At 66.4% G+C, this 22,935-nt stretch carries 17 protein-coding genes and 1 tRNA gene; 13 read left to right on the top strand and 5 right to left on the bottom strand.

Features of this window, described 5'->3' with window-relative positions:
• Positions 1-2 precede the first annotated feature (2 nt).
• Positions 3-1,469, top strand: a complete 1,467-nt coding sequence (locus DIE11_RS27940) for a flippase (protein WP_124628472.1) — start codon at positions 3-5, stop codon at positions 1,467-1,469.
• Positions 1,466-3,931: a glycosyltransferase family 4 protein gene (locus DIE11_RS27935; RefSeq protein ID WP_170296471.1), complete on the top strand. Its 2,466-nt coding sequence runs from the start codon at positions 1,466-1,468 to the stop codon at positions 3,929-3,931. The genes DIE11_RS27940 and DIE11_RS27935 overlap by 4 nt, the downstream gene beginning before the upstream one ends.
• 419 nt (positions 3,932-4,350) lie before the next feature.
• Here the strand turns inward: DIE11_RS27935 and DIE11_RS27930 are convergent, their stop codons facing one another.
• Complete coding sequence (locus DIE11_RS27930; protein WP_124628468.1) at positions 4,351-5,526, bottom strand: acyltransferase; 1,176 nt, start codon at positions 5,524-5,526, stop codon at positions 4,351-4,353.
• Positions 5,527-5,739: 213 nt separating this feature from the next.
• On the opposite strand from DIE11_RS27930, the gene DIE11_RS36575 reads away from it, so the two are divergent.
• Entirely contained in the window at positions 5,740-5,883 is a 144-nt protein-coding gene (locus DIE11_RS36575) for a hypothetical protein (RefSeq protein WP_006479318.1), read from the top strand.
• 228 nt (positions 5,884-6,111) lie between these two features.
• Positions 6,112-6,999, top strand: a complete 888-nt coding sequence (galU, locus tag DIE11_RS27925) for a UTP--glucose-1-phosphate uridylyltransferase GalU (RefSeq protein ID WP_047901323.1) — start codon at positions 6,112-6,114, stop codon at positions 6,997-6,999.
• A gap of 323 nt (positions 7,000-7,322) precedes the next feature.
• Here galU and DIE11_RS27920 read toward each other — a convergent pair whose 3' ends face one another.
• Complete coding sequence (locus DIE11_RS27920; RefSeq protein WP_124628466.1) at positions 7,323-8,441, bottom strand: acyltransferase; 1,119 nt, start codon at positions 8,439-8,441, stop codon at positions 7,323-7,325.
• A 311-nt stretch (positions 8,442-8,752) separates the two neighbouring features.
• Between DIE11_RS27920 and DIE11_RS27910 the strand changes: the two genes are divergently transcribed.
• Together DIE11_RS27910 and DIE11_RS27905 are read left to right on the top strand one after the other, a co-directional pair.
• Complete coding sequence (locus DIE11_RS27910; protein ID WP_011548077.1) at positions 8,753-9,202, top strand: HU family DNA-binding protein; 450 nt, start codon at positions 8,753-8,755, stop codon at positions 9,200-9,202.
• A 174-nt stretch (positions 9,203-9,376) separates the two neighbouring features.
• The gene (locus DIE11_RS27905; protein WP_260437189.1) at positions 9,377-9,868 is read left to right on the top strand and encodes an aminoglycoside adenylyltransferase domain-containing protein; all 492 of its coding nucleotides are present in this window, start codon (positions 9,377-9,379) and stop codon (positions 9,866-9,868) included.
• 139 nt (positions 9,869-10,007) lie between these two features.
• Here DIE11_RS27905 and DIE11_RS27900 read toward each other — a convergent pair whose 3' ends face one another.
• The 3 genes from DIE11_RS27900 to DIE11_RS27890 all read right to left on the bottom strand — a co-directional run bounded on the left by DIE11_RS27900 (position 10,008) and on the right by DIE11_RS27890 (position 13,455).
• Positions 10,008-10,481 carry a VOC family protein gene (locus tag DIE11_RS27900; RefSeq protein ID WP_059599529.1) on the bottom strand — a complete coding sequence of 158 codons (474 nt, stop codon included), beginning with the start codon at positions 10,479-10,481 and terminating at the stop codon, positions 10,008-10,010.
• A 471-nt stretch (positions 10,482-10,952) separates the two neighbouring features.
• Positions 10,953-12,110 carry a porin gene (locus tag DIE11_RS27895; RefSeq protein WP_124628460.1) on the bottom strand — a complete coding sequence of 386 codons (1,158 nt, stop codon included), beginning with the start codon at positions 12,108-12,110 and terminating at the stop codon, positions 10,953-10,955.
• 424 nt (positions 12,111-12,534) lie between these two features.
• Positions 12,535-13,455, bottom strand: a complete 921-nt coding sequence (locus DIE11_RS27890; RefSeq protein WP_124628458.1) for a YihY/virulence factor BrkB family protein — start codon at positions 13,453-13,455, stop codon at positions 12,535-12,537.
• Between the two features lie 142 nt (positions 13,456-13,597).
• On the opposite strand from DIE11_RS27890, the gene fdnG reads away from it, so the two are divergent.
• The 7 genes from fdnG (at position 13,598) to DIE11_RS27850 (ending at position 22,819) form a co-directional block, all read left to right on the top strand.
• Positions 13,598-16,669 carry a formate dehydrogenase-N subunit alpha gene (fdnG, locus tag DIE11_RS27880; RefSeq protein WP_148093058.1) on the top strand — a complete coding sequence of 1,024 codons (3,072 nt, stop codon included), beginning with the start codon at positions 13,598-13,600 and terminating at the stop codon, positions 16,667-16,669.
• A gap of 10 nt (positions 16,670-16,679) precedes the next feature.
• Positions 16,680-17,594: a formate dehydrogenase subunit beta gene (gene fdxH, locus DIE11_RS27875; RefSeq protein WP_059679246.1), complete on the top strand. Its 915-nt coding sequence runs from the start codon at positions 16,680-16,682 to the stop codon at positions 17,592-17,594.
• Positions 17,591-18,217 (top strand): formate dehydrogenase subunit gamma, encoded by a 627-nt coding sequence (locus tag DIE11_RS27870; protein ID WP_039370262.1) that lies wholly within the window; start codon positions 17,591-17,593, stop codon positions 18,215-18,217. The genes fdxH and DIE11_RS27870 overlap by 4 nt, the downstream gene beginning before the upstream one ends.
• A 107-nt stretch (positions 18,218-18,324) precedes the next feature.
• Complete coding sequence (fdhE, locus tag DIE11_RS27865) at positions 18,325-19,260, top strand: formate dehydrogenase accessory protein FdhE (protein WP_174920224.1); 936 nt, start codon at positions 18,325-18,327, stop codon at positions 19,258-19,260.
• A 73-nt stretch (positions 19,261-19,333) separates the two neighbouring features.
• Positions 19,334-20,773 (top strand): L-seryl-tRNA(Sec) selenium transferase, encoded by a 1,440-nt coding sequence (gene selA / locus DIE11_RS27860; RefSeq protein WP_124628450.1) that lies wholly within the window; start codon positions 19,334-19,336, stop codon positions 20,771-20,773.
• Positions 20,770-22,695 (top strand): selenocysteine-specific translation elongation factor, encoded by a 1,926-nt coding sequence (gene selB, locus DIE11_RS27855; protein ID WP_124628449.1) that lies wholly within the window; start codon positions 20,770-20,772, stop codon positions 22,693-22,695. Before selA ends, selB begins: the two co-directional genes overlap by 4 nt.
• Before the next feature lie 28 nt (positions 22,696-22,723).
• Positions 22,724-22,819, top strand: a tRNA-Sec gene (locus DIE11_RS27850).
• Positions 22,820-22,935: the final 116 nt, after the last annotated feature.

The raw sequence follows: 22,935 nt of genomic DNA, 5'->3' as shown, positions 1-22,935 counted from the left end.
GCATGGACAAAGGCATACTCAAGAACGTTTCGATCAACTTCATCGGGCTGATCCTGCCGACCTTCGTGTCGCTGGTGACGGTGCCCGCGTATATCCACGCACTGGGCGTCGAACGCTACGGCGTCGTCAGCCTCGTGTGGACGCTGATCGGTTATTTCGGGATCCTCGATCTCGGGATGAGCATGGCCGCGCAGAACCACATCTCGAAGGCGCTCGCGAGCGGCAACGCGGACGAAAGCGCGCGGGTCTTCTGGAGCGCGTTCTGGCTGAACCTGGGCACCGGTATCGTTGGCGGCCTGCTGATCTATTTCGGCGCGTTCGTCTACACCGCGTATTTCACGAAGGTGTCGGCGGCGATGCAGCACGAGGTGTATCTCGCGTTGCCGTGGCTCGCGCTCGCGATTCCGCTCGCGAACGTGTCGTGGGTGTTCGCCGGCGCGATCAACGGTGCCGAACGGTTCGGCGTGTTCAACACGAACCAGACGATCGGCACGTTCCTGTTCCAGTTGCTGCCGCTCGGCGCCGCATGGTGGATCGCGCCGAACCTGCAGACGGTGCTGGCCGCGGCCGTCGTCGCGCGGCTGATCGCGGCGGTGATGCTCGGTCACGCAAGCATCAAGGTGCTCGGGATCCGGCGCATCGATCCGCCGCAGTGGGGCACCGCGAAAGGGCTGTTCAACTTCGGCGGCTGGATGCTGATCGCGAGCACGACGAGCATGATCGCCGACACGCTCGATCGCGTGATGCTCGGCGCCGGCATGGGCGCGAAGTTCGTCACCTATTACACGGTCCCGCAGAACCTCGTCACGCGGCTGAACATGCTGCCGAACGCGCTGGTGCGCACGCTGTTTCCGCGCCTGTCGGCGGTCGGCCGCGAGCATGCCGACACGCTCGCGCGCCAGTCGCTCGAATTCCTGAACGGCGTGTTCACGCCGGTCGGCATCATCGCGATCTTCGCGCTCGCGCCGTTCCTCACGTTGTGGGTCGGCGCCGATCTCGCCGCGCATTCGGCGCCCGTCGGGCGCGTGCTGGTGATCAGCGTATGGCTCGTCGGCCAGGCGAGCGTCACGCGGATCCTGATCCAGTCGCAGGTCAATCCGGCCCGGGCGGCGTTCGCCGGGCTCGTCGAGATGCCGTTCTTCGTCGGCGGCCTGTGGTTCGGCATTCATCACTTCGGGCTGATCGGCGCGGCGGTGGTCGTCGCGACCCGCGCGCTGGTCGATTACGGTGTGCTGCTTTACCTGTCGGCGATCCGGATGCGCGCGATCGTGCTCGACATGCTCGCGCATCTCGCCTTCCTGCTCGCGAGCCTGTTTCTCGCGCAAGCGTGGTCGGGGCTCGGTGAGTCGATCGGCCTCTGCGCGGTCGTGCTGGTGCTGAACCTTGCGTGGTCGTTCACGATGACGCCGGCTCTGCGCGCGCTGGTGCGCGACCTGTTCGTCCGTCTCAATGCGAGGAAAACCGTATGAATCGCGATCTGGCGGAACACGCCATCCTGAACCTCGCCACGGCCGGTGCCGCCGTGGCCGAAGCCGGCGACACCGCCGCGCTGCGCCGGGCCGAACCGGCCGCACAGGCGGGCGCACGCGATGCGTCGCGCCCGCTGCGCGTGGCGATCGTCCACGACTGGCTCGTCACGTACGCCGGCGCCGAGCGCGTGCTCGAACAGATCGTCGCGTGCTTTCCCGACGCGGACCTGTTCAGCCTCGTCGATTTTCTCGATGATCGCGCGTTCGTGCGCGGCAAGCGGGTGACGACCTCGTTCATCCAGAAACTGCCGTTCGCGCGTACCAAGTACCGCAGCTACCTGCCGCTCATGCCGCTCGCGATCGAGCAGCTCGACGTGTCGGACTACGATCTCGTGATCTCCAGCAGCCATGCGGTCGCGAAAGGCGTGCTGACCGGGCCGGACCAGATGCACATCAGCTACGTGCATTCGCCGATCCGCTACGCGTGGGACTTGCAGCACCAGTATCTGGAACAGTCGAACCTCACGCACGGGCCGAAGTCGCTGCTCGCGCGGATGATCCTGCATTACATCCGCAACTGGGACACGCGCACCGCGAATGCGGTGGACGGCTTCGTCGCGAACTCCGCGTTCATCGCGCGACGCATCCGCAAGGTGTATCACCGCGACGCCGCGGTGATCTTCCCGCCGGTCGACGTCGACGGCTTCTCGCTGAACGAGGCGAAGGACGATTTCTACCTGACCGCGTCGCGGATGGTGCCGTACAAGAAGATCGACCTGATCGTCGAAGCGTTCTCGCGCACGCCGGAGCGCAAGCTCGTGGTGATCGGCGACGGCCCCGAGATGCAGAAGATCCGCGCGAAGGCCGGCCCGAACGTCGAGATCATGGGCTATCAGCCGTTCGCGGTGCTGCACGACCGGATGCGGCGCGCGAAGGCGTTCGTGTTCGCCGCCGAGGAGGATTTCGGGATCTCGGTGGTCGAGGCGCAGGCATGCGGCACCCCCGTGATCGCATACGGCAAGGGCGGTGCGCTCGAGACGGTGCTCGAACCGTGCTCGCACGCGAATCCGACCGGGCTGTTCTTCGACGAACAGACGCCGCACGCGATCGTCGCGGCGGTCGACGATTTCGAACGCGCGCCGCAGCGCTTCACGCCGCACGCGTGCCGCGCGAATGCGGAGCGCTTCTCCGCCGACACGTTCCGGCGGCGCTTTCTCGACTATGTGGAGGCGGCGCTGCCCGGCTCGACCGCGCAGCGCGGCACGGCCGTCGCGCCGATGCCGCCCGCGCGCGGCCCGGCGACGCTCGTGCTGGACCAGAGCGGTGTGCTCGGCGGCGCGGAGCTGTCGCTGCTGGAGATCATGAAGCACATGCGCGCGAACGCCGACGTGGTGCTGTTCGACGACGGCCCGTTCCGCGCGGCGCTCGACGAGATCGGCGCGCGCGTCGACGTGCTCGACCAGGGCGCGCTCGCCGGGGTACGCAAGCAGGGCGGCGTGTCGGCCGGCGCGTTGAAGCAGCTTTTCGCGCTCGTGCGGGACGTCGCACGGCGCGCCCGCCGGGCCGAGGTGATCTACGCGAACACGCAGCGCGCGATGGTGGTCGCGGCGCTGGCCGGGCGGCTCGCGCGCAAGCCGGTGGTCTGGCACCTGCGCGACATCGTCAGCGGCGACCATTTCGGGAGCAAGCAGCTGATGGCGATCAAGTACTGCGCGCGGTTCGGCGTCACGCGCGTGATCGCGAACTCCGACGCGTCCGCGCAGGCATTCCGTGCGCTGACGGGCTTCACGCCGCAGCACGTCGACGTCGTGTTCAACGGCATTTCGGCCGAACCGTTCGACGCGCTGGACACGACCAGCCAGGCCGCGCTGCGCGCGCGCTTCGGGTTGCCGGAGCACGCATGGCTGGTCGGCTCGTTCAGCCGCCTCGCGCACTGGAAGGGGCAGCACCTGCTGCTGGAGGCCGCGGCTCGTCATCCCGAGATGCACGTGGTGCTGGTCGGCGCACCGCTGTTCGGCGAGGACGAATATGCGGCGCAGCTGCACGAGATCGTCGCGCGTCACGGGATGGACGATCGCGTGCACTTCCTCGGCTTCCAGCGCGACGTGGCCGCGTGCATGAAGGCGGTCGACGTGGTCGCGCATACGTCGATCACGCCGGAGCCGTTCGGGCGCGTGATCGTCGAGGGCATGCTTGCACGGCGGCCGGTGGTCGCGGCCCGCGCGGGCGGAGTCGTCGAGATCATCGAGGACGGCGAAAACGGGCTGCTGTGCGAGCCGGGCAATGCGGCCGCGCTGGCCGATGCGCTGGGCAGGCTGCGGCACGACGCCGCGCTGCGCGAGCGGCTCGTCGCGAGCGGGCGGGCGACCGCGGTGCGCCGGTTCGGCACCGAGACCTATGTGGAGCGGGTCGAGAAGATCCTCGCGGATACGGCGAAGGCCGCGAAGGCGAAGAAGCGGTAGGTGCGGTGCGGCGGCGCGAATCGACGCCATGCGCCGGGAAACGGGCCCTCATGCGGCGGTGTGCTGCATGAGGGTTCCGCTTTTTGGGCGGGCGGGAGCCTGATACGCGTCAGGCGCGGGTTGCCGGAGGCGAGCTGGTGATGCGTTCCCGCACGGGGCCTTGGGGGAACCCTCGCCGCCTGGATCGGCATTGCTACACGGAACGCCGTTAGGCCATGCGGTGAGGCCGGCGAGGGGGCGGGCGATGCGACGGGTAGTGCAGCCGCCCGGGCGGCGTGTGACGCCGCATGTGCACTTCGGTGCGTCATACCAGCCGCACCCGACGCGCAAATGCATCCCCCGCGTGCGTCACGCCCATGAAAATGCCCCCGCACGACTTGAGGCCGCGCGGGGGGCAGGGAGCGCCGGTAATGGCGCGCTCAGACAGCCCGTTCGGGTGCCGGTGCCACGACGCGGGCCGCGCGCGTCGGCTTCAGGCTGGCCGACCACATCATCGCGGGGCGCTCGAACAGCCGGTAGAACACGTAAGCGACCGGAATCGCGGCGGCCATGAACGCGATCGACGGCCAGATCGACAGTTGCAGTTCGGAGTGGAACAGCACCGAGCCGAGGCAGACGAACAGCGGCAGATGGATCAGGTACAGCGAGTAGCTGAAGTCGCCGAACCAGCCGAGCACGCGCAAGAGCGGCGTCGGGCGCGGCGGGCAGGCGAGCGCGCGGTACAGGAAGCACGCGAAGCCGGCAGCCCACAGCTGGAACGCGCCGTACTGGCCGAAATGGAACGCGCCGCAGCCCGCGGCCAGCAGCGCGGCGGCCGCGAGATACCAGGCGCGCGACGGCACGGCGGCCGTGCCGCGCGCCGGCTGCGCGCGCAGGTCGGCGATCCACGCGCCGACCGTCCAGGACAGCCAGTAGGACGTGAAGAACTGCAGGTCGTGCCGTTCGAGCAGCCACGCCGACGCGACGTTGACGAGCGCGACGGCCGCCACGATGGCCGGCATGCCGATCCGGCGGCGCAGCGCGAACAGCAGCGGGTAGATCGCATAGAACTGCACTTCGAGCGACAGCGTCCAGAGCGCGCCGTTCGACCCGTACGTGTAGCCGGCGACGCCCTGCAGCGAGAACAGGTTCACGAGGAACGCGGTGAGACCGACGTCGCGGATCTTGTGGCTGACCGGCGCGATCTGCAGGCTGACCGCGTCCATCGCGAGCGTGAACAGCAGCGCGGCGAGCAGCACCGGGTAGATGCGCGCGAAGCGTCGCGCCCAGAAGTTCGGCGCGTCGAGCCGGTACGCCGGGTTGGCCGCGAGCTTGAGCGCCGCGTTGCGGTGGATGCAGTAGCCGCTGATCACGAAGAAGATCGGCACGCCGGCGGAGCCCCACGCGAACGGAAAGGTCAGGTAGCCGGCGATCACGCTCGGGTTCAGCGCATGACCGTAAGCGTGATGGAAGCTCTGCATGCCGACCCAGACGACCTGGCGGCAGTGGAAATAGGCGACGAGCAGCGCCGCGAACCCGCGCATCGCGTCGATCACGTGTTCCTTGTGGTCGGCGACGGGTGGCGCGGTCAAAGACGATCCGCTGAAAGCTTGCATGCGATTCGATTCCTTGCGACGGATGAAGGGGATGGTCCAATCGTAATGCGCAAGAATTCGATCGAATGAATAAAAAAATCTTGCCGGGAAATAATGATGTTTCAGATGGTGGTTTTATTCCGGTCTGAAAGCGGTTCCGTCGCCGCCACAATTATTTGCCGATTTTTTTCTGATAGTTTGAAGCTCCAGTTGATTGATGCAAGGAGCGGCAAGATGGACATGCATTGGATCGCGAGCGCGGCAGTACTGCTGGTCATGGCCGTGCTGTCGGCGTACCGCGAGGCGCTGAAGAACGAGCCGATTCGCCCGGGCCTCGAGCGGGGCGGCGTCCCGTATATCGAGGAATTCGAATCGTAAGAATTTGTATCCGGAAAATCGGTAATTTGTTTATGTTTCGGCGCTGGGTTCGGCAATATCGACCGGGTGCGCGGATTATCCATTTTCCGGAAACATGGGCAATAGGTCCATATCGAAAATGAGCGGAGTGGAATTGGCCGTGCCTGCGGTTCTCGATATGCCGTTCGAAAAACAATCGCGCCGGGTCGTCCAGTGACGCGGCGCAGTCAACGCAACCAGGATGCGAACATGTTGAAAGTCACCAAGGCCGTGTTCCCCGTCGCCGGTCTCGGCACGCGGTTCCTCCCGGCAACGAAGGCGAGCCCGAAGGAGATGCTGCCCGTCGTCGACAAGCCGCTGATCCAGTACGCGGTCGAGGAAGCGATCAACGCCGGTATCACCGAGATGATCTTCGTGACCGGGCGCAGCAAGCGCGCGATCGAGGATCACTTCGACAAGTCGTACGAGATCGAGGCCGAACTCGAGGCGCGCGGCAAGGAAAAGCTGCTCGAACTCGTGCGCGGCATCAAGCCGAGCAATGTGAACTGCTTCTACGTGCGCCAGCCGGAAGCGCTCGGTCTCGGCCACGCGGTGCTGTGCGCGGAAAAGCTCGTGCACGGCGAGCCGTTCGCGGTGATTCTCGCCGACGACCTGCTGCACGGCGAACAGCCGGTGCTCAAGCAGCTCGTCGACGTGTTCGACCACTATCACAGCTCGGTGATCGGGGTCGAGACGATCCCGCGCGAGGACAGCCGCTCGTACGGTGTCGTCGAAGGCCGCGAGTGGGAAGAGGACATCATCAAGCTGTCGGGCATCATCGAGAAGCCGGCGCCGGAAGACGCGCCGTCGAACCTCGGCGTGGTCGGCCGCTACGTGTTCATGCCGACGATCTTCGATCACCTGCGCAAGCTCAAGCCGGGCGCCGGCGGCGAGTTGCAGCTGACCGACGCGGTCCAGACGCTGCTCGCGAACGAACAGGTGCTCGCGTATCGCTACTACGGCACGCGTTTCGATTGCGGCAGCAAGATCGGCTACCTCAAGGCGACCGTCGAACTCGCGCTCCAGCATCCGGAAGTGAGCCGCGAATTCGAGGCGTACCTGCGTACCTGTCTGCCCGCGCTGGCTGCTGTCGCATAAGCAGCCGCGCTGCTCCGTTGTTTCAGGTGGTGGTTGTTCCGTTGGCCCCGGCTGCCTCGTGCGTCGGGGCTTTTTTGCGTGTGGACGAAGCGCGGGCGTGCGGCGGCGGGTGAGCGGCGATACTGATTTCGGGCGCATTCCAGCGGGTGCGTGCGCGACGATTCTGGTATGCCGCCAGACGGTGATGTCGGCTCGAGCGCGTTGCACGGTGCGCCGGATGCGGGACATCGCGGTGATGAAACCGGTGCCGACGCGCCGGTCGCTTGCGGCCTGACGAGCGACGGTTGCTTACCGGCTGCGTCGCGTCCGTGCCGGTATCACGCTCAGCGCGGCGACGTGCTCGGCCGCGCGACGAAGTACCGGTCCAGCATCGCGGCGATCGGCTTCTTGAAGTCGAGCAGGCGCTTTTCCAGATAGCGCCACGACAGATGGGCAAGCAGCACGGCGAGCGCGAACTGCAACAGTTCGGGCAGCACGTCCCGGACGATTGCGGGCATCGGCACGTGCGCGAACAGCGCGGGCATCTCCCCGAAACGTGCCGGAATCAGGTTGTGGAACAGATAGAAGCCGTAGCTGATCGTGCCGAGATAGACGAGCGGTGCCCAGTCGAGCAGTGCCACGGCCGGATGGTCGGGTTCGGTGACGATCCACAGCATCAGCGCGCCGAGTGACGCGGACAGGCCGAGATCCGCGAGCCCCGTGACGACGTCCGGCAGCATCGTGAACGCGGGCAGTGCGAGGAAGAACACGACGCCGGCGGCGCCGAGCCAGCCGGGCGGAATGCGGCGGACGACGTCCTGGCCGCGATCGGCGAGCGCCATCGCACCGACGCCACCCAGCGCGATCAGCGCGAAATTCCACGGGGAAAACGCGTAGATCAGCACCGGTGATGCGTCGAGGGCGTAGAGCGCGAGATGCGCGAACGCGCAGAGCGCGACGGCCGCGACGCCGAGCACGACGTGGCGTGCGGCCGGCACCGCGAGCAGCGTGAGCGGCGCAATCAGATAGAACTGCTGCTCAACTGCGAGGCTCCAGAAGTGCGACGTGGAGCCCGGCCAGCCGTCCTTGACGACACCGATCCAGTAATTCGACAGGAACGTGGCGTGCCACGCGAGCCCGAGATCGACGCCGCGCTGGTAGAACAGCGCGTGCGCGATCGCGAGCGCGGCGAGCAGCAGGTAGTAGACGGGAAAGATCCGCAGCGCGCGCTTCGCGAGAAACAGCGCCAGCGCATGGCGGCGCGTCATCGCGCCGCACTCGATCGCCTGACGATTGCGATGCAGTTCGCCGACGATCAGGAATCCGCTGATGAAGAAGAACGTCCACACACCGAGCTTGCCCACGTCGACAGCGAGGACGTGGCCCTTGTGGGACAGGAAAACGAGGATGACGGCGATGGCTCGCAGGCCGTCGAGTCCTTTGACGTATCTGACTTCGCGCATGAAGGCATCCGGGGCACTGAGCGAAGTCAGTATAGGTGCGCAAATATCGAACGTAATTCGCGATCGGACGCGTTTGGACGTATACGTGAAGGCGTTTTTCGATGCCAGGGTCTGTTTGCGCATGCCCGTTCCATGCGTAAACAGACGCTGGCGTGCCGTCGAAGTCGGTCGCGCGCAACAAAACCTGCGGGAAACCCCGCGAAAACGCATAAAAGTACTCCACGAAGCGTCAAGGCGCTTGTAGAATCCGGCGTTGAAGCGCGCGCGTTGCACGCTTCGTGTATCCAACGACCACACCTGGTAGGAGAAACATGGCGACTTCCGCAAAAAAGGTGGCCAAGAAGGCTGCCGCACCGGCCACCAAGAAAGTGGCTGCCAAAAAGGCTGCGCCCGCGAAGAAAGTAGTGGCCAAGAAGGCTGTCGCGAAGGCAGCACCGGCTGCTCCGACGCCGCTGAAGGACAAGTTCACGAAGGCATCGCTCGCAACGCACATCGCTGAGCGCGCAGCTGTCGAAGTGAAGGCGGTCAAGGCAGTGCTCGTCGCACTCGAGAACGTCGTGCTGGGCTCGGTTCACAAGAAGGGCGCAGGCGAGTTCACGCTGCCGGGTCTGCTGAAGATCACGGCGCAAGTCGTGCCGGCGAAGAAGAAGCGCTTCGGCAAGGATCCGTTCACGGGCGAAGAGCGCTGGTTCCCGGCAAAGCCGGCCAGCGTGCGCGTGAAGGCACGTGCGCTGAAGAAGCTGAAGGACGCGGCTGCGTAATGCCGCGTAACGGTCGCCGAATGCGGCGGCCGTTGCGATGTCCGACGGTCCCCGTACGCGAAAGCGTGCGGGGATTTTTATTGCGCCGCGCAAATCGCGCGGCCGCGTCGGCATCGCATGGCGCGGATACGGCATGACGTGATGCGCATCCGGTGTTGCGGGGCGCTTGCACGGATGGCCGGATCGTCGTGTTCGTGCCGGCGCGCGGCTGCGCATCGCCACGCGTTGCGCGTGTGTCGCGCGGGTATCGTCGAGCCGGCGTGCGTCGATCACGATCTGGCGATTCTGTTGACCAAGGTGCGGCAGCACGACGTTGCGCTGCGCGGGTCGCGCGCGGCCGCATGGTTCGACGCGGTGCCCGCAAGCGACTTCACGGTTGCGCAGTGGGATGCCGAGCCGGACTGGCGCGGCGACGAATGCAACGTCGTGCTCGCGATCGCACGCATCTGGTACAGCGCCGCAACCGGCGGGATCGCGCCGAAGGATGTCGCCGCGACGCGAGCGCCGACGCGCCTGCCCGACACGTACCGGCCCGTCCTGTCGGCCGCGCGTACCGTCTATCTGCGCGGCGGCGGTGAGGCTGCCGACATGCTGTTGTCGGGCGAACCGGTCGCCGCATTCGTGCGTCCCGTGCGACGGATCGTCGAAGCCATGTTGTCGGCGTAGCAGCGCGCGAACGGCCGCTGCCCGCGATTGCATCGCGGTGCGAGGCAACCGCATCGACGACCGCGATCACGCGCGTATCGCACGCGCTCCACAGGCGTGCCGATGCCCGCGCGAAGGAGGCCGCAGCGCGCGTGCTTCGTCAGCCCGCCGTGCCGGCGTAGGCGGCCTTCAGCGTGGCGACGTCGAACTTCGTCATCTGCATCATGGCCGCGGCCACGCGCGCCGCCTTGGCCTCGTCGCGGTCGGCCATCATCGGGATCAGCGCGTCGGGCACGATCTGCCATGAGACGCCGAAGCGGTCACGCAGCCAGCCGCAGCCGTCGGCCGTGCCGCCGTTGTCGAGCAGCGCGCTCCAGTAGCGGTCGAGTTCCGTCTGGTCGGCGCAACTGACCATCAGCGAGATCGCGTGATTGAACGTCTCGGTGCGCGGGTGGCTCATCGCGATGAACGGCTGGCCGAACAGCTCGAATTCGACCATCCGGGTGCCGCTGGTGCCGGCTACCGCCGTGACGCGCACGACGCGCGAGTTCGGGAAAATGCCGGCGTAGAAGGCCGCGGCTTCTTCGGCTTCCGTCGCGTACCAGAGGAACGGCGTGATCTTCTGAATCGTCATGGAGCGTCTCCTGTCGGATGTCGATGAGGGACGGCGCAATCCGCGTGCCGCCATCGATACGACGGGCGAAGGCCGTCGAAATCGACACGTCGAAGCATAGTGCTTCGCGTCACGGCATCGAAATCGGCAAGGGTGCACGGACAAGCATCCGTTGCGAGGCCGGATCCCGTTGTCACGCGTCAAGAGGGATATGGCGTGGTCCGCGCGGCGGCGTGCGCCTGACCGGCCGTATGCAGCCATCGGACAGCGAGGGGTGTCCGGATGCCTCCGGACAGGCTTCCAGCGCGCGACAGGCGGCTCAGGAACCGCTCCCGGCCGGTTGCCGTACCCAGAGTGCCGACCGCGGCCATCGCCCGCCACGGCGCCGCCTGCAACGGACGAAAAAAAACCAGCCATGGCCGAAGCCGGTGACTGGTTTTGCAGTTCGGCGACATGGCGTCGGAGACGCCATGCACACCGGAAACGTACTTCTTAGAACTTGTGGCGAATGCCGACCGCGACCAGCTCGGCCGAGCTCTTGCCGGCGAAGCCGTACGAAGCGATCGACGCTTGCGCGCTCTGCTGCACGCCGTCGACGAGCTGCGTACCGCTCGCGTGCTGGTATGCGCCAACCAGGTAGACGTCCGTGCGCTTCGACAGCGAGTAGTCCGCGCCAACGCCGACTTGGTGGTACTTCGCCGACGTGTCGCCGCTCGCCTTCGTGTACGAGTAGCCGAGGCCCAGCAGCAGCGGCGGCGTGACCTGGTACGTCACGAACGCGCGGCCCGTGTTGTACTTTTCGGTCGAACCGAAGCCCGAGAATGCGTCCGGCTTGTACTGTGCGTTGCTGTAGCCGAGGCCGAACGTCACCGGGCCGAGAGCATACTGGCCTGCGACTTGCGCGATGGCGATCGACTTCGCCGTTGCGTAACCCGAGTTGATCGGGCCGTCGAAGATCGCGTCGGACGTCGTCGAACCCCAGCCTGCGCGGCCGACAGCCGTCGTCGGCGACGGGTTGGCTGCGTAGAAGTAGCCTGCTGCAACGCCGACCGGGCCGTTGTTGTATGCAGCTGCGACCGACCACGTCTGGCCCGAACCCGTCTTGCCTGCAACGCCGCCGAGGGCGTACATGCCTTCGACCTGGAAGCCTGCCCAGACCGGCGACGTGTACTTGATTGCGTTGCTGACGCGCAGCGAGTTGTCGTTGTTGTCGACGTCGCCCGGCGTTGCCATCACGCTGCCGAAGTAGTTGTCAGCCGTGACTGCCTGGACCAGGTCGACCAGCGGGTCGTACTGGCGGCCGAGCGTCAGCGTGCCGTACTGGTTGCTTTCGAGGCCGACGTATGCCTGACGACCGAACATGCGACCGCCCTGGTTCAGGTGGCCGGTGCCCGGATCAAAACCGTTTTCCAACTGGAAGATCGCCTTCAGGCCACCGCCGAGGTCTTCAGCGCCTTTCAGGCCCCAACGGCTGCCTTGCAGGTTGCCCGACAGCATTTGCCACGAGTTGTTGGCTTGACCGTTGTTGCCGTGAACCCATGCGATCGACGTGTCGATCACGCCGTACAGCGTGACGCTCGACTGAGCGTGAGCAGCGCCGGCGGCGCCCAGCAGGGCGAGCGAGAGGGTCGAGAGTGCGAGTTTCTTCATCGTTGAGTATCTCCACGCAAATGAATCGTCATTCGTTATTTGTTGCGGATTGGAGAATAGCTCAGTGCCATACATGCAAGAAAGCTTAAAAAATAAAGTGTCTCGAAAAGGTAACAGCGGGAAAAAGTCCATATATATCAAGCACATCAAGGACTGTTCCTCTTTTTGAAATAGTTGACAATTGCTGCGCTGCGATTGTTGCAGCGGGTGATGCGCCCGGCAGGAGAAGGGCAAGTTTCGCGGGTTCGCGCACGGAAATCGAGGCATGCAAACGTTTGCCTTCGCAGCGCGCATCGCCTGCCTATGTAAAGAGCGCATCAACGTGCAGAAATGCGCGGCGGGGCCGGGTGGTTGCGCAAAGGGCGGCGGTCGCGTCGGGCGGCGATACGATGCGCGCGGTGCGCGGGAAGCAATACGTGGGGATTCAGTCGCCGCTTGCGCGATCCGTCTGTGCGGACACGGCCGCATCGCTGCCGCCGCGCCGATGCGCATCGCCGCGCGCGGCCGCGAATTCCGCGCCGAGCAGCAGCACGGCCGCGGAGAAGTACAGCCACATCAGCAGGACCGCGAACGATCCGGCCGCGCCGAATGCGCTTGCCGTGCCCGCACGCGCGAGATACAGCGCGAACAGCTTCTTGCCGCCAGAGAACAGGATCGCGGACACGATCCCGCCGGTCATCGCGTCGCGCCATGCGACGCGCGCATCGGGCAGGAACTTCATCAGCGCGGCGAACGCGCCCGCGAGCACTGCGATGCCGACGAAGAACTGCAGCAGGTTGGTGATCGCGACGTACGGCGAATCGCCGAGCAGCCACGTGCCGATGAACGTGATCGCGGTGTCGAGCACCAGCGACACGATCAGCAGGAACGCGACGCCGAGCACGAGCCCGAACGAAACCAGCCGCACGCGCACGAGCCCGAGCATGCTCGACCAGCGGCTTTCCGTGCTCGGCCAGATCACGCTCAGCGCGGTGTTCAGCGACGCGAACGTCGCCGACGCGCCGATCGCGAGCGCGGCGAACGAGATCAGCGTCGCGATTCCGCCGCGCTGGCCCGCGCGATGGGCGTTCTGCACGATCGTCTGGATGCTGGCCGCCGCGTCGTCGCCGATCAGCTGATGCGCCTGCTCGAATACCTGGCCGCGTGCGGCGTCGTCGCCGTAGAACCAGCCGGCCACGGCGATCACCATCACGAGCGTCGGCGCGAGCGAAAACGCGGAGAAGAACGCGATGCTCGCGGCCATCGCCGAGCAGCGGTCGGACGAGAAGCGCTTGAACGCGTTGAGTGCCCAGTTGGCCTGTTGTTGTGCGAGACGGGTGGCTTCGGACGTAATCTGTCGTTTCATGACGGTTCGGTTGGGCGTTTGACGCAAGGACATCGGCGGGATCAGACACATCGGTATTGATCCGAGGATTCGATCATAGTTGCCTGAACTGTCTATAATTCCTTTCAGTTTCACCTCACCCCACAAAAACGCCGAGACCATCATGCTACAAATGTCCAGGCGCCAGTTCCTGAAGGTGACGGCCACGTCGCTTGCCGGATCGAGTCTTGCCCTGATGGGCTTTTCTCCGACGGAAGCGCTCGCCGAGGTCCGACAGTACAAGCTGGCGCGCACAGTCGAAACGCGCAACACCTGCCCTTATTGCTCGGTGGGTTGCGGCATCCTGATGTACAGCCTCGGTGACGGCGCGAAGAACGCACAGCCGAGCATCATCCATATCGAAGGCGATCCCGACCATCCCGTCAATCGCGGCACGCTGTGCCCGAAGGGCGCGAGCCTGATCGACTTCATCCACAGCCCGAGCCGCCTGACGCATCCCGAATACCGGGCGCCCGGCTCGGACAAGTGGGAACCGATCTCGTGGAACGACGCGCTCGACCGGATCGCGAAGCTGATGAAGGCCGACCGCGACGCGAACTTCGTCGAGACGACCGAAGACGGCGCGAAGGTCAACCGCTGGCTGACGACCGGCATGCTGGCCGCGTCGGCGGGCAGCAACGAAGTCGGCTACCTGACCCACAAGACCATCCGCAGTCTGGGGATGCTCGCATTCGACAATCAGGCGCGTGTCTGACATGGCCCGACGGTGGCAGGTCTTGCCCCGACGTTTGGCCGTGGAGCGATGACGAACCATTGGGTCGACATCAAGAACGCGGACGTGATTCTCGTGATGGGCGGCAATGCAGCCGAGGCCCATCCGTGCGGTTTCAAGTGGGTAACGGAGGCGAAGGCGCACCGCAAGGCGCGGCTGATCGTCGTCGACCCGCGCTTCACGCGTACGGCCTCGGTGGCCGACTACTACGCGCCGATCCGCACCGGCACCGACATCGTCTTCCTGGGCGGCGTGATCAACTATCTGCTGACGAACGACAAGATCCAGCATGAGTACGTGAAGAACTACACGGACTTCTCGTTCATCGTGCGCGAGGATTTCGCGTTCAACGACGGCATCTATTCCGGCTACGACGCGGAGAAACACGCGTACCCGGACAAATCGACCTGGGACTACGAACGCGGCGACGACGGCTTCGTGAAGGTCGACCCGACGCTGCAGCATCCGCGCTGCGTGTACAACCTGTTGAAGCAGCACTACGCGCGCTATACGCCGGACATGGTTCAGCAGACGTGCGGCACGCCGAAGGAGAAATTCCTGAAGGTGTGCGAAATGCTCGCGACGACGGCCGTTCCCGGCCGCGCCGGCACGGTGCTGTACGCGCTCGGCTGGACCCACCATTCGATCGGCGCGCAGATCATCCGCACCGGCGCGATGGTGCAGCTGCTGCTCGGCAACATCGGCATCGCCGGCGGCGGCATGAACGCGCTGCGCGGCCACTCGAACATCCAGGGGTTGACCGACCTCGGGCTGATGTCGAACCTGCTGCCGGGCTACATGACGCTGCCGATGCAGGCCGAGCAGGATTTCGACGGCTACATCAAGAAGCGCGTGCAACTGCCGCTGCGGCCGAACCAGCTCAGCTACTGGAAGAACTACAAGGCTTTCCACGTCAGCTTCATGAAGTCGTGGTGGGGCGATGCGGCGACAGCCGAGAACAACTGGGCCTACGACTACCTGCCGAAGCTGGACAAGCAGTACGACCTGCTGCAGGCGATCGAGCTGATGAATGCCGGCAAGATGAACGGCTACATCTGCCAGGGCTTCAACCCGCTCGCGGCGGCGCCGTCGAAGGTGAAGACGGCAGCAGGCCTCGCGAAGCTGAAATGGCTCGTGATCATGGATCCGCTCGCGACCGAGACCTCCGAGTTCTGGAAGCATCACGGCGACTACAACGACGTCGATGCGTCGAAGATCCAGACCGAGGTGTTCCGTCTGCCGACCACGTGCTTCGCGGAGGAAAACGGCTCGCTCGTCAGTTCGAGCCGCGTGCTGCAATGGCACTGGAAGGGCGCGGAGCCGCCGGGCGAGGCGAGGAGCGACCTCGAGATCATGGCGGGGCTGTTCCTGCGCATGCGCAAGATGTACCAGACGGACGGCGGCAAGTATCCGGACCCGATCGTGAACCTGACCTGGCCGTATGCGAACCCGGAAAGCCCGACGCCCGAAGAGCTCGCGATGGAGTTCAACGGGAAGGCGCTCGCCGATCTGCCCGACCCGAAGGATCCGACCAAGACGCTCGTGAAGAAGGGCGAGCAGCTCGCCGCGTTCGCGCAGCTGAAGGACGACGGCACGACCGCGAGCGGCTGCTGGATCTTCTGCGGTGCGTGGACGCAGGCCGGCAACCAGATGGGGCGGCGCGACAACTCGGACCCGACCGGCATCGGCCAGACGCTGAACTGGGCGTGGGCGTGGCCGGCCAACCGGCGGATCCTGTACAACCGCGCGTCGTGCGACGTCGCCGGCAAGCCGTTCGACCCGACCCGCAAGCTGATCGGCTGGAACGGCAGTGCGTGGAAGGGGGCCGACGTGCCGGACTTCAAGGCGGACGAGCCGCCCGAAAACGGGATGGGTCCGTTCATCATGAACCCGGAAGGCGTCGCGCGCTTCTTCGCCCGCGCGGGGATGAACGAAGGTCCTTTCCCCGAGCACTACGAGCCGTTCGAGACGCCGCTCGCGGCGAATCCGCTGCACCCTGACAACCCGCAGGCGCTGAACAACCCGGCTGCCCGCGTGTTCCCGGACGACCGCGCGTCGTTCGGCAAGGTGTCGGAGTTCCCGCACGTCGCGACGACTTACCGGCTGACCGAGCATTTCCACTACTGGACCAAGCATGCGCGGCTGAATGCGATCATCCAGCCCGAGCAATTCGTCGAGATCGGCGAAGATCTCGCGAAGGAAGTCGGCGTCGCGCACGGCGATCGCGTGAAGGTGTCGTCCAAGCGCGGCTACATCGTCGCGGTCGCGCTCGTCACGAAGCGGATCAAGCCGCTGATGATCGAGGGCAAGAAGGTCCAGACGGTCGGCATCCCGTTGCACTGGGGCTTCAAGGGGCTGACGAAGCCTGGCTATCTCGCCAATACCCTGACTCCGTCCGTAGGCGACGGCAACTCGTACACACCGGAATTCAAGTCGTTCCTGGTGAAGGTCGAAAAGGCGTAAGGGGGACGAGATGGCATTGCAATCGCTGGATATCAAGCGCGTCTCGGCCACCACGACGCCACCGCCCACGGTGCGCGAACCGGTGACCGGGAGCGTCGCGAAGCTGATCGACGTATCGAAGTGCATCGGCTGCAAGGCATGCCAGACGGCATGCATGGAGTGGAACGACCTGCGCGACGAGGTCGGCACCAACGTCGGCGTGTACGACAACCCGGCCGACCTGTCCGAGCACTCGTGGACGGTGATGCGGTTCTCCGAATACGAGAACCCGGCAGGCGACCTCGAGTGGCTGATCCGCAAGGACGGCTGCATGCATTGCGAGGATCCGGGCTGCCTGAAGGCGTGTCCGTCGCCGGGCGCGATCGTGCAGTACAACAACGGGATCGTCGATTTCCACGAGGAGAACTGCATCGGTTGCGGCTATTGCGTGACCGGCTGCCCGTTCAACGTTCCGCGGATCTCGAAGAAGGATCATCGCGCGTACAAGTGCACGCTCTGTTCCGACCGTGTCGCGGTCGGCCAGGAACCGGCCTGCGTGAAGACCTGCCCGACGGGCGCGATCGTGTTCGGCACCAAGGAGGACATGAAGCAGCACGCGGCCGAGCGGATCGAGGACCTGAAAGAGCGCGGCTTCGAGCATGCGGGGCTGTATGACCCGCAGGGCGTCGGCGGCACGCACGTGATGTACGTGCTGCACCACGCGGACAAGCCGTCGCTGTACCACGGGCTGCCCGACAATCCGTCGATCAGCCCGATGGTGAAGCTGTGGAAGGGCATCGCGAAGCCGCTCGCGGTCGCCGGTCTCGCGCTCACTGCGCTGGCCGGGTTCTTCCACTACACCCGGGTCGGTCCGAACGAGGTCAGCGAGGACGAGGAAGCCGCCGCCCGCGACGAGGCGCGACGCATCAAGGAGGACGGAAAATGAAGCACGACGACCCCAACCTGATCGTCCGCTACTCGGCGAACGAGCGCACGAACCACTGGATCACCGCGATCACGTTCGTGCTGCTCGCGCTGTCCGGGCTCGCGCTGTTCCATCCGTCGATGTTCTGGCTCACCGCACTGTTCGGCGGCGGCCAGTGGACGCGGATCCTGCATCCGTTCGTCGGCCTCGTGATGTTCGTGTCGTTCGCGATCCTGGTGGTGCGCTTCTGGCACCACAACGCGCTCGACGCGGACGACCGGCAGTGGCTGAAGCAGATCGGCGACGTGCTGACCAACCAGGAAGACAAGCTGCCGCCTGTCGGGCGCTATAACGCCGGGCAGAAGCTGCTATTCTTTACGTTGGTGGCGTGCCTGCTGCTGCTCCTGCTGTCGGGAGTGGTGATCTGGCGGCGCTACTTCTCGTTCTACTTCCCGATCGGGGTGATCCGCGCGGCCGCTGTCGTGCATGCCGTGGCGGCCTTCGTGCTGATCGCGAGCATCATCGTGCACATTTACGCGGCGTTGTGGGTGAAGGGCTCGATCGGCGCGATGGTGCGCGGCACCGTCACGCTGGGCTGGGCTCGCAAGCATCACCCGAAGTGGTTCCGTGAAAGCGTGAAATAACGCACCGGAGCGGGGTGGCTCGCCGATCGCGGCGGGCCGGCCCGTCAGCCGTCGGAACCGCCCGAAGCGCCGACCTGTCGGCGCTTGTTTATTTGGAAGACATTTTTGTGACACAACGCATTCTCGAACCGACCGAGATCTCGGCACTCGATCATTCGGCCATCCCGCGCTTTCGCCTGCCGGAGCGCGCCACCGCGTTCTCGGCCCGCGCCGCGCGGCTGCGCAAGCTGGCCGACCTGAACCCGATCAGCGGCTACCTGCGGCTGATGGCCACCGTCGCCGATGCGCAGCACGCGACGCTGCAGACGCTGGAGCTGCCGCTGCCGTCGAAGGAAGCGATCGCACGTGCTCAGCAGCATTCGATGCCGCTCGTGCCGGCGCTCGGCGGCGAGCGCGACCCGCGCTGGCGCGCCGTGCTGTACGAACTGCTCGACCGGGTCGAAGGCGCCGGGCTGGTCAACCCGCAGCTCGCGAAGCTGCTCGACCGGCTGCGCCTGATGGCGCCCGCCGAACTCGACGCGCAGGCCGACGCGGTCCTCGCGCTGCGCTTCGCCGAAGTCGACCCGGCCACCGCGCCGTTCCTGATGGCGGCGCTACAGGTCGTCTGGACGGATCTCGCCAGCCGCGTTTCGCCGGCCGACGTTCCGTACCTCGACCAGCCGGGGCTGTGCCCCGTGTGCGGCACGCATCCGGTCGCGAGCGTCGTGCGGGTCGGCGGCCAGTACCAGGGCTACCGCTTCCTGCAATGCGGGCTGTGCACGACCGAGTGGCACATGGTGCGCACGAAGTGCTCGCATTGCGACTCGACGAAGGGCATCGCGTATCACGGGATCGAGGGTGGCAGCGAAGCCGTCAAGGCCGAATCGTGCGACGAGTGCAAGACCTATCGCAAGATCGGCTATCAGGACAAGGACTACGAGTTCGAGCCGCTGGCGGACGATCTCGCGAGTCTCACGCTCGACCTGTTGATGAACGAGGCCGGCTACCAGCGCAGTTCGCCGAACCCGCTGCTGTGGCCGGACGTCTCGCGGGAAGCGGATTGACGGCAGTCGCCGGGGCGGTGCGCGAGCGCCGGCGCCGGCCGACTGCGAAGCATGAGACTGGAGCCATCACGACGTGACCGAACCGGGTTTGAATGAACTGAACGCCGTGCTGGCGCGCGTGCCGTCGGTCGAGCGTGTGCTGTCGTCGGCGCCGCTGCAACCGCTGCTCGCCGACTATGGCCGCACGCGCGTGCTGAACGCAGTGCGCGCCGAACTCGAACGCTGGCGTACCGCCGCGCAGCACGATCCGGCGGCCGCCGAACCGCTCGACGAGCCGCGCATCGCCGCAGCCGTCGCGCGCACGCTGGCCGCGCAGAGCGCGGGCGCGGTGCGTACCGTGTTCAACCTGACCGGCACCGTGCTGCACACGAACCTCGGGCGCGCGCTGTTGCCCGACGACGCGGTGCGCGCGGTGGTCGACGTGCTCACGCGGCCGGTCAACCTCGAATTCGATCTTGCCACGGGCCGTCGCGGCGATCGCGACGACCTGATCGACGATCTGCTGTGCGAACTGACGGGCGCGGAAGCCGCGACCGTCGTCAACAACAACGCGGCGGCCGTGTTGCTGGCGCTGTCCGCGCTCGCGACGAAGCGGGAAGTCGTCGTGTCGCGCGGCGAGCTGGTCGAGATCGGCGGCGCATTCCGCATCCCCGACATCATGAGCCGCGCGGGCGCAAGGCTGCGCGAGGTCGGCACCACCAACCGCACCCATCTGCGCGACTACGCGGACGCGATCGGCCCGCGCACCGCGCTTCTGATGAAGGTGCACTGCAGCAACTACGCGATCAGCGGCTTCACGAAGGAAGTGACGCTGGCCGAACTTGCGCCGCTCGCGCGCGAGCACGGGCTGCCCGTCGCCGTCGATCTCGGCAGCGGCACGCTCGCCGATCTGTCGCAATGGGGCCTGCCGCACGAGACGACAGTGCAGGAGACCGTCGCGGCCGGCGCGAACCTCGTCACGTTCAGCGGTGACAAGCTGCTCGGCGGGCCGCAGGCCGGCCTGATCGTCGGCGATCGCGCGCTCGTCGCGAAGATCAAGAAACATCCGCTCAAGCGCGCGCTGCGCGTCGGCAAGCTGACGCTCGCCGCGCTCGAACCCGTGCTGCGGCTCTACCGGGCGCCGGAGTTCCTGCGCGAGCGGCTCACCACGTTGCGCCTGCTGACGCGGTCGCAGCGCGATATCGCCGAGGCCGCCGAACGTGTGCGCCCGGCGTTGCAGGCCGCCCTCGACAGCGGTTTCGACGTGACGGTCGAGCCGATGTTCAGCCAGATCGGCAGCGGTGCGCTGCCGGTCGATCAGTTGCCGAGCGCCGGGCTCGTCGTGCGCACGTCGGACGGCAAGCGCGGCGGCCGTGCGCTCGCGCAACTCGAAAAGAAACTGCGCGAATGGCCGCGTCCGGTGATCGGCCGCATCGCCGACAATGCGCTGCGGCTCGACCTGCGCTGCCTCGAAGCGGCCGATGAAGCGGCATTCGTCGCGCAATGCGTGCAGGTCGCGGGGCCGGCTGCATGATCGTCGGAACCGCAGGGCACATCGACCACGGCAAGACGACGCTGGTGCGCGCGCTGACGGGCGTCGATACCGATCGCTTGAAGGAAGAGAAGGCGCGCGGCATCTCGATCGAGCTCGGTTATGCGTACACGCCGCTCGAGAATGGCGACGTGCTTGGCCTGATCGACGTGCCGGGCCACGAGAAGCTGATTCATACGATGGCGGCCGGCGCATGCGGCATCGACTTCGCGCTGCTCGTGATCGCCGCCGACGACGGCGTGATGCCGCAGACCCGCGAGCATCTCGCGATCCTGCAACTGCTCGGCGTCACGCATGGCGCGGTCGCGCTGACGAAGTGCGATCGCGTCGACGCCGCACGCCTGTCGGCGGTGCGCGACGAGATTGCCGCGTGGCTGCACGGCACGACGCTCGACGGCGCGCCGATCTTCGAAACCTGCGCGACGCGCGCGGACGACCCGGGTGTCGCCGCATTGAAGCGTCATCTCGCCGATGCGGCGCTCGCGTGGCGTGCACGCCGCGACGACGGGCTGTTCCGGCTCGCGGTCGACCGCGTGTTCACGCTCGCCGGGCAGGGCACCGTCGTGACGGGTACCGCGTTCGCGGGCCGCGTGGCGACCGGCGACACGCTCGCGGTCGTGCGCACCGGCGCCGCCGCGCGCGTGCGCAGCATCCATGCGCAGAACCGGCCGGTCGGCGCGGGCCGCGCGGGCGAGCGCTGCGCGCTGAACCTGGCCGGCATCGACAAGGCGGACGTCGAGCGTGGCGATACCGTCGCGGACGCGCGGCTCGTCGCGACGTCGCCGCGTCTCGACGTCGACCTGAAGTTGCTGGCCGATGCGGGGCTCACGCTGACCCACTGGGCGCCGCTGCACGTGCATCTCGGCACGCTGCATCGCGTCGCGCACGTCGCGCTGCTCGACGGCGATACGCTCGCGGCCGGCCAGCAGATGCGCGTGCAACTGGTGTTCGACGAACCCGTGTTCGCGCTGCCGGGCGATCGCTTCATCGTCCGCAATCCGCAGGCGACGCGCACCGTCGGCGGCGGCCGCGTGCTCGACCCGTTCGGTCCCGCACGCAAACGCCGTACGCCCGCGCGTCGCGCATGGCTCGACGCATTGGCGGCATGGCTCGACGAAGGGCGGCTCGATGCACTGCTTGCGCAGGCGCCGCTCGGTATCGCACGCACGATGCTCACGCACCTGACGGGCTTCGCGCCCGGCGCGCTCGCGTTGCCGGACGACGCCCTGGCGATCGGCCAGCGCGAGCGCGCGTCGAACGACGGCGCGGTGATCGCGCGTGCACACTGGCATACGCTGCAGGCGCGGGCGATCGACACGCTGCGCGCGTATCACGAGCGCATGCCGGACGAGCAGGGACTCGATGCGGCGCGCCTGCGGCGAATGGCGGCGCCGCTCGTCGGCGATGCGCTGTGGCGTGCGCTGGTCGATGCGCTGGTGGGTGGCGGGGAGGTTGCGCGAAGCGGGCCGTGGCTGCATCTGCCGTCGCATTCGGTGAGTTTCGATGCGCGCGAGGAAGCGCTGGCGCGGCAACTGCTGCCGCTGATTCGTGCGGGGCGCTTCGATCCGCCGTGGGTCCGCGACCTGGCGCGCGACACGGGCGCGGCCGAGGATGCCGTGCGCACGCTGCTGCGCAAGCTCGCGCGACGCGGCGACGTGCACCAGGTCGTGCGCGACCTGTTCTATCACGCGGATGTCGTGCGCGAGCTGGCCGGGCTGGTGGCGCTTCTCGCCCCGACGCGCGGCGGCGGGCTCGATGCGGCGACGTTTCGCGACGCGACCGGGCTCGGCCGCAAGCGCGCGATCCAGATTCTCGAATTCTTCGATCGGGTTGGGTATACTCGCTTCCACCGCGATCTTCACTTCCTGCGGCCTGATAGCGGTTGGGTGGGTATACAGGCGTAGGCGCTCGTCGTTCTTTTGTTTTTCCCACGGAAGGCATTCGTATCTGGTGGTACGGCCGGACTTCAAATCCGGTTGGGGGTGTCAGACACTCCCGGGTAGGTTCGACTCCTGCTGCCTTCCGCCATGCCGGGCTTCCGCGGCGTTCCGTGATCTTCCCCTGAAAGTGCGCAAGCCGATGATTTTGCTGGGTTTTGTGGGTAACGGCATGCTTGCGACGTCCGGCCGCGTCCCCCACAATTT

The organism is Burkholderia sp. Bp9012 (assembly GCF_003853825.1).
Taxonomy (GTDB): Bacteria; Pseudomonadota; Gammaproteobacteria; order Burkholderiales; family Burkholderiaceae; genus Burkholderia; species Burkholderia diffusa.
Note: the sequence above shows the minus strand (reverse complement) of the source record. Positions and strands in the feature narration are given on the sequence as shown.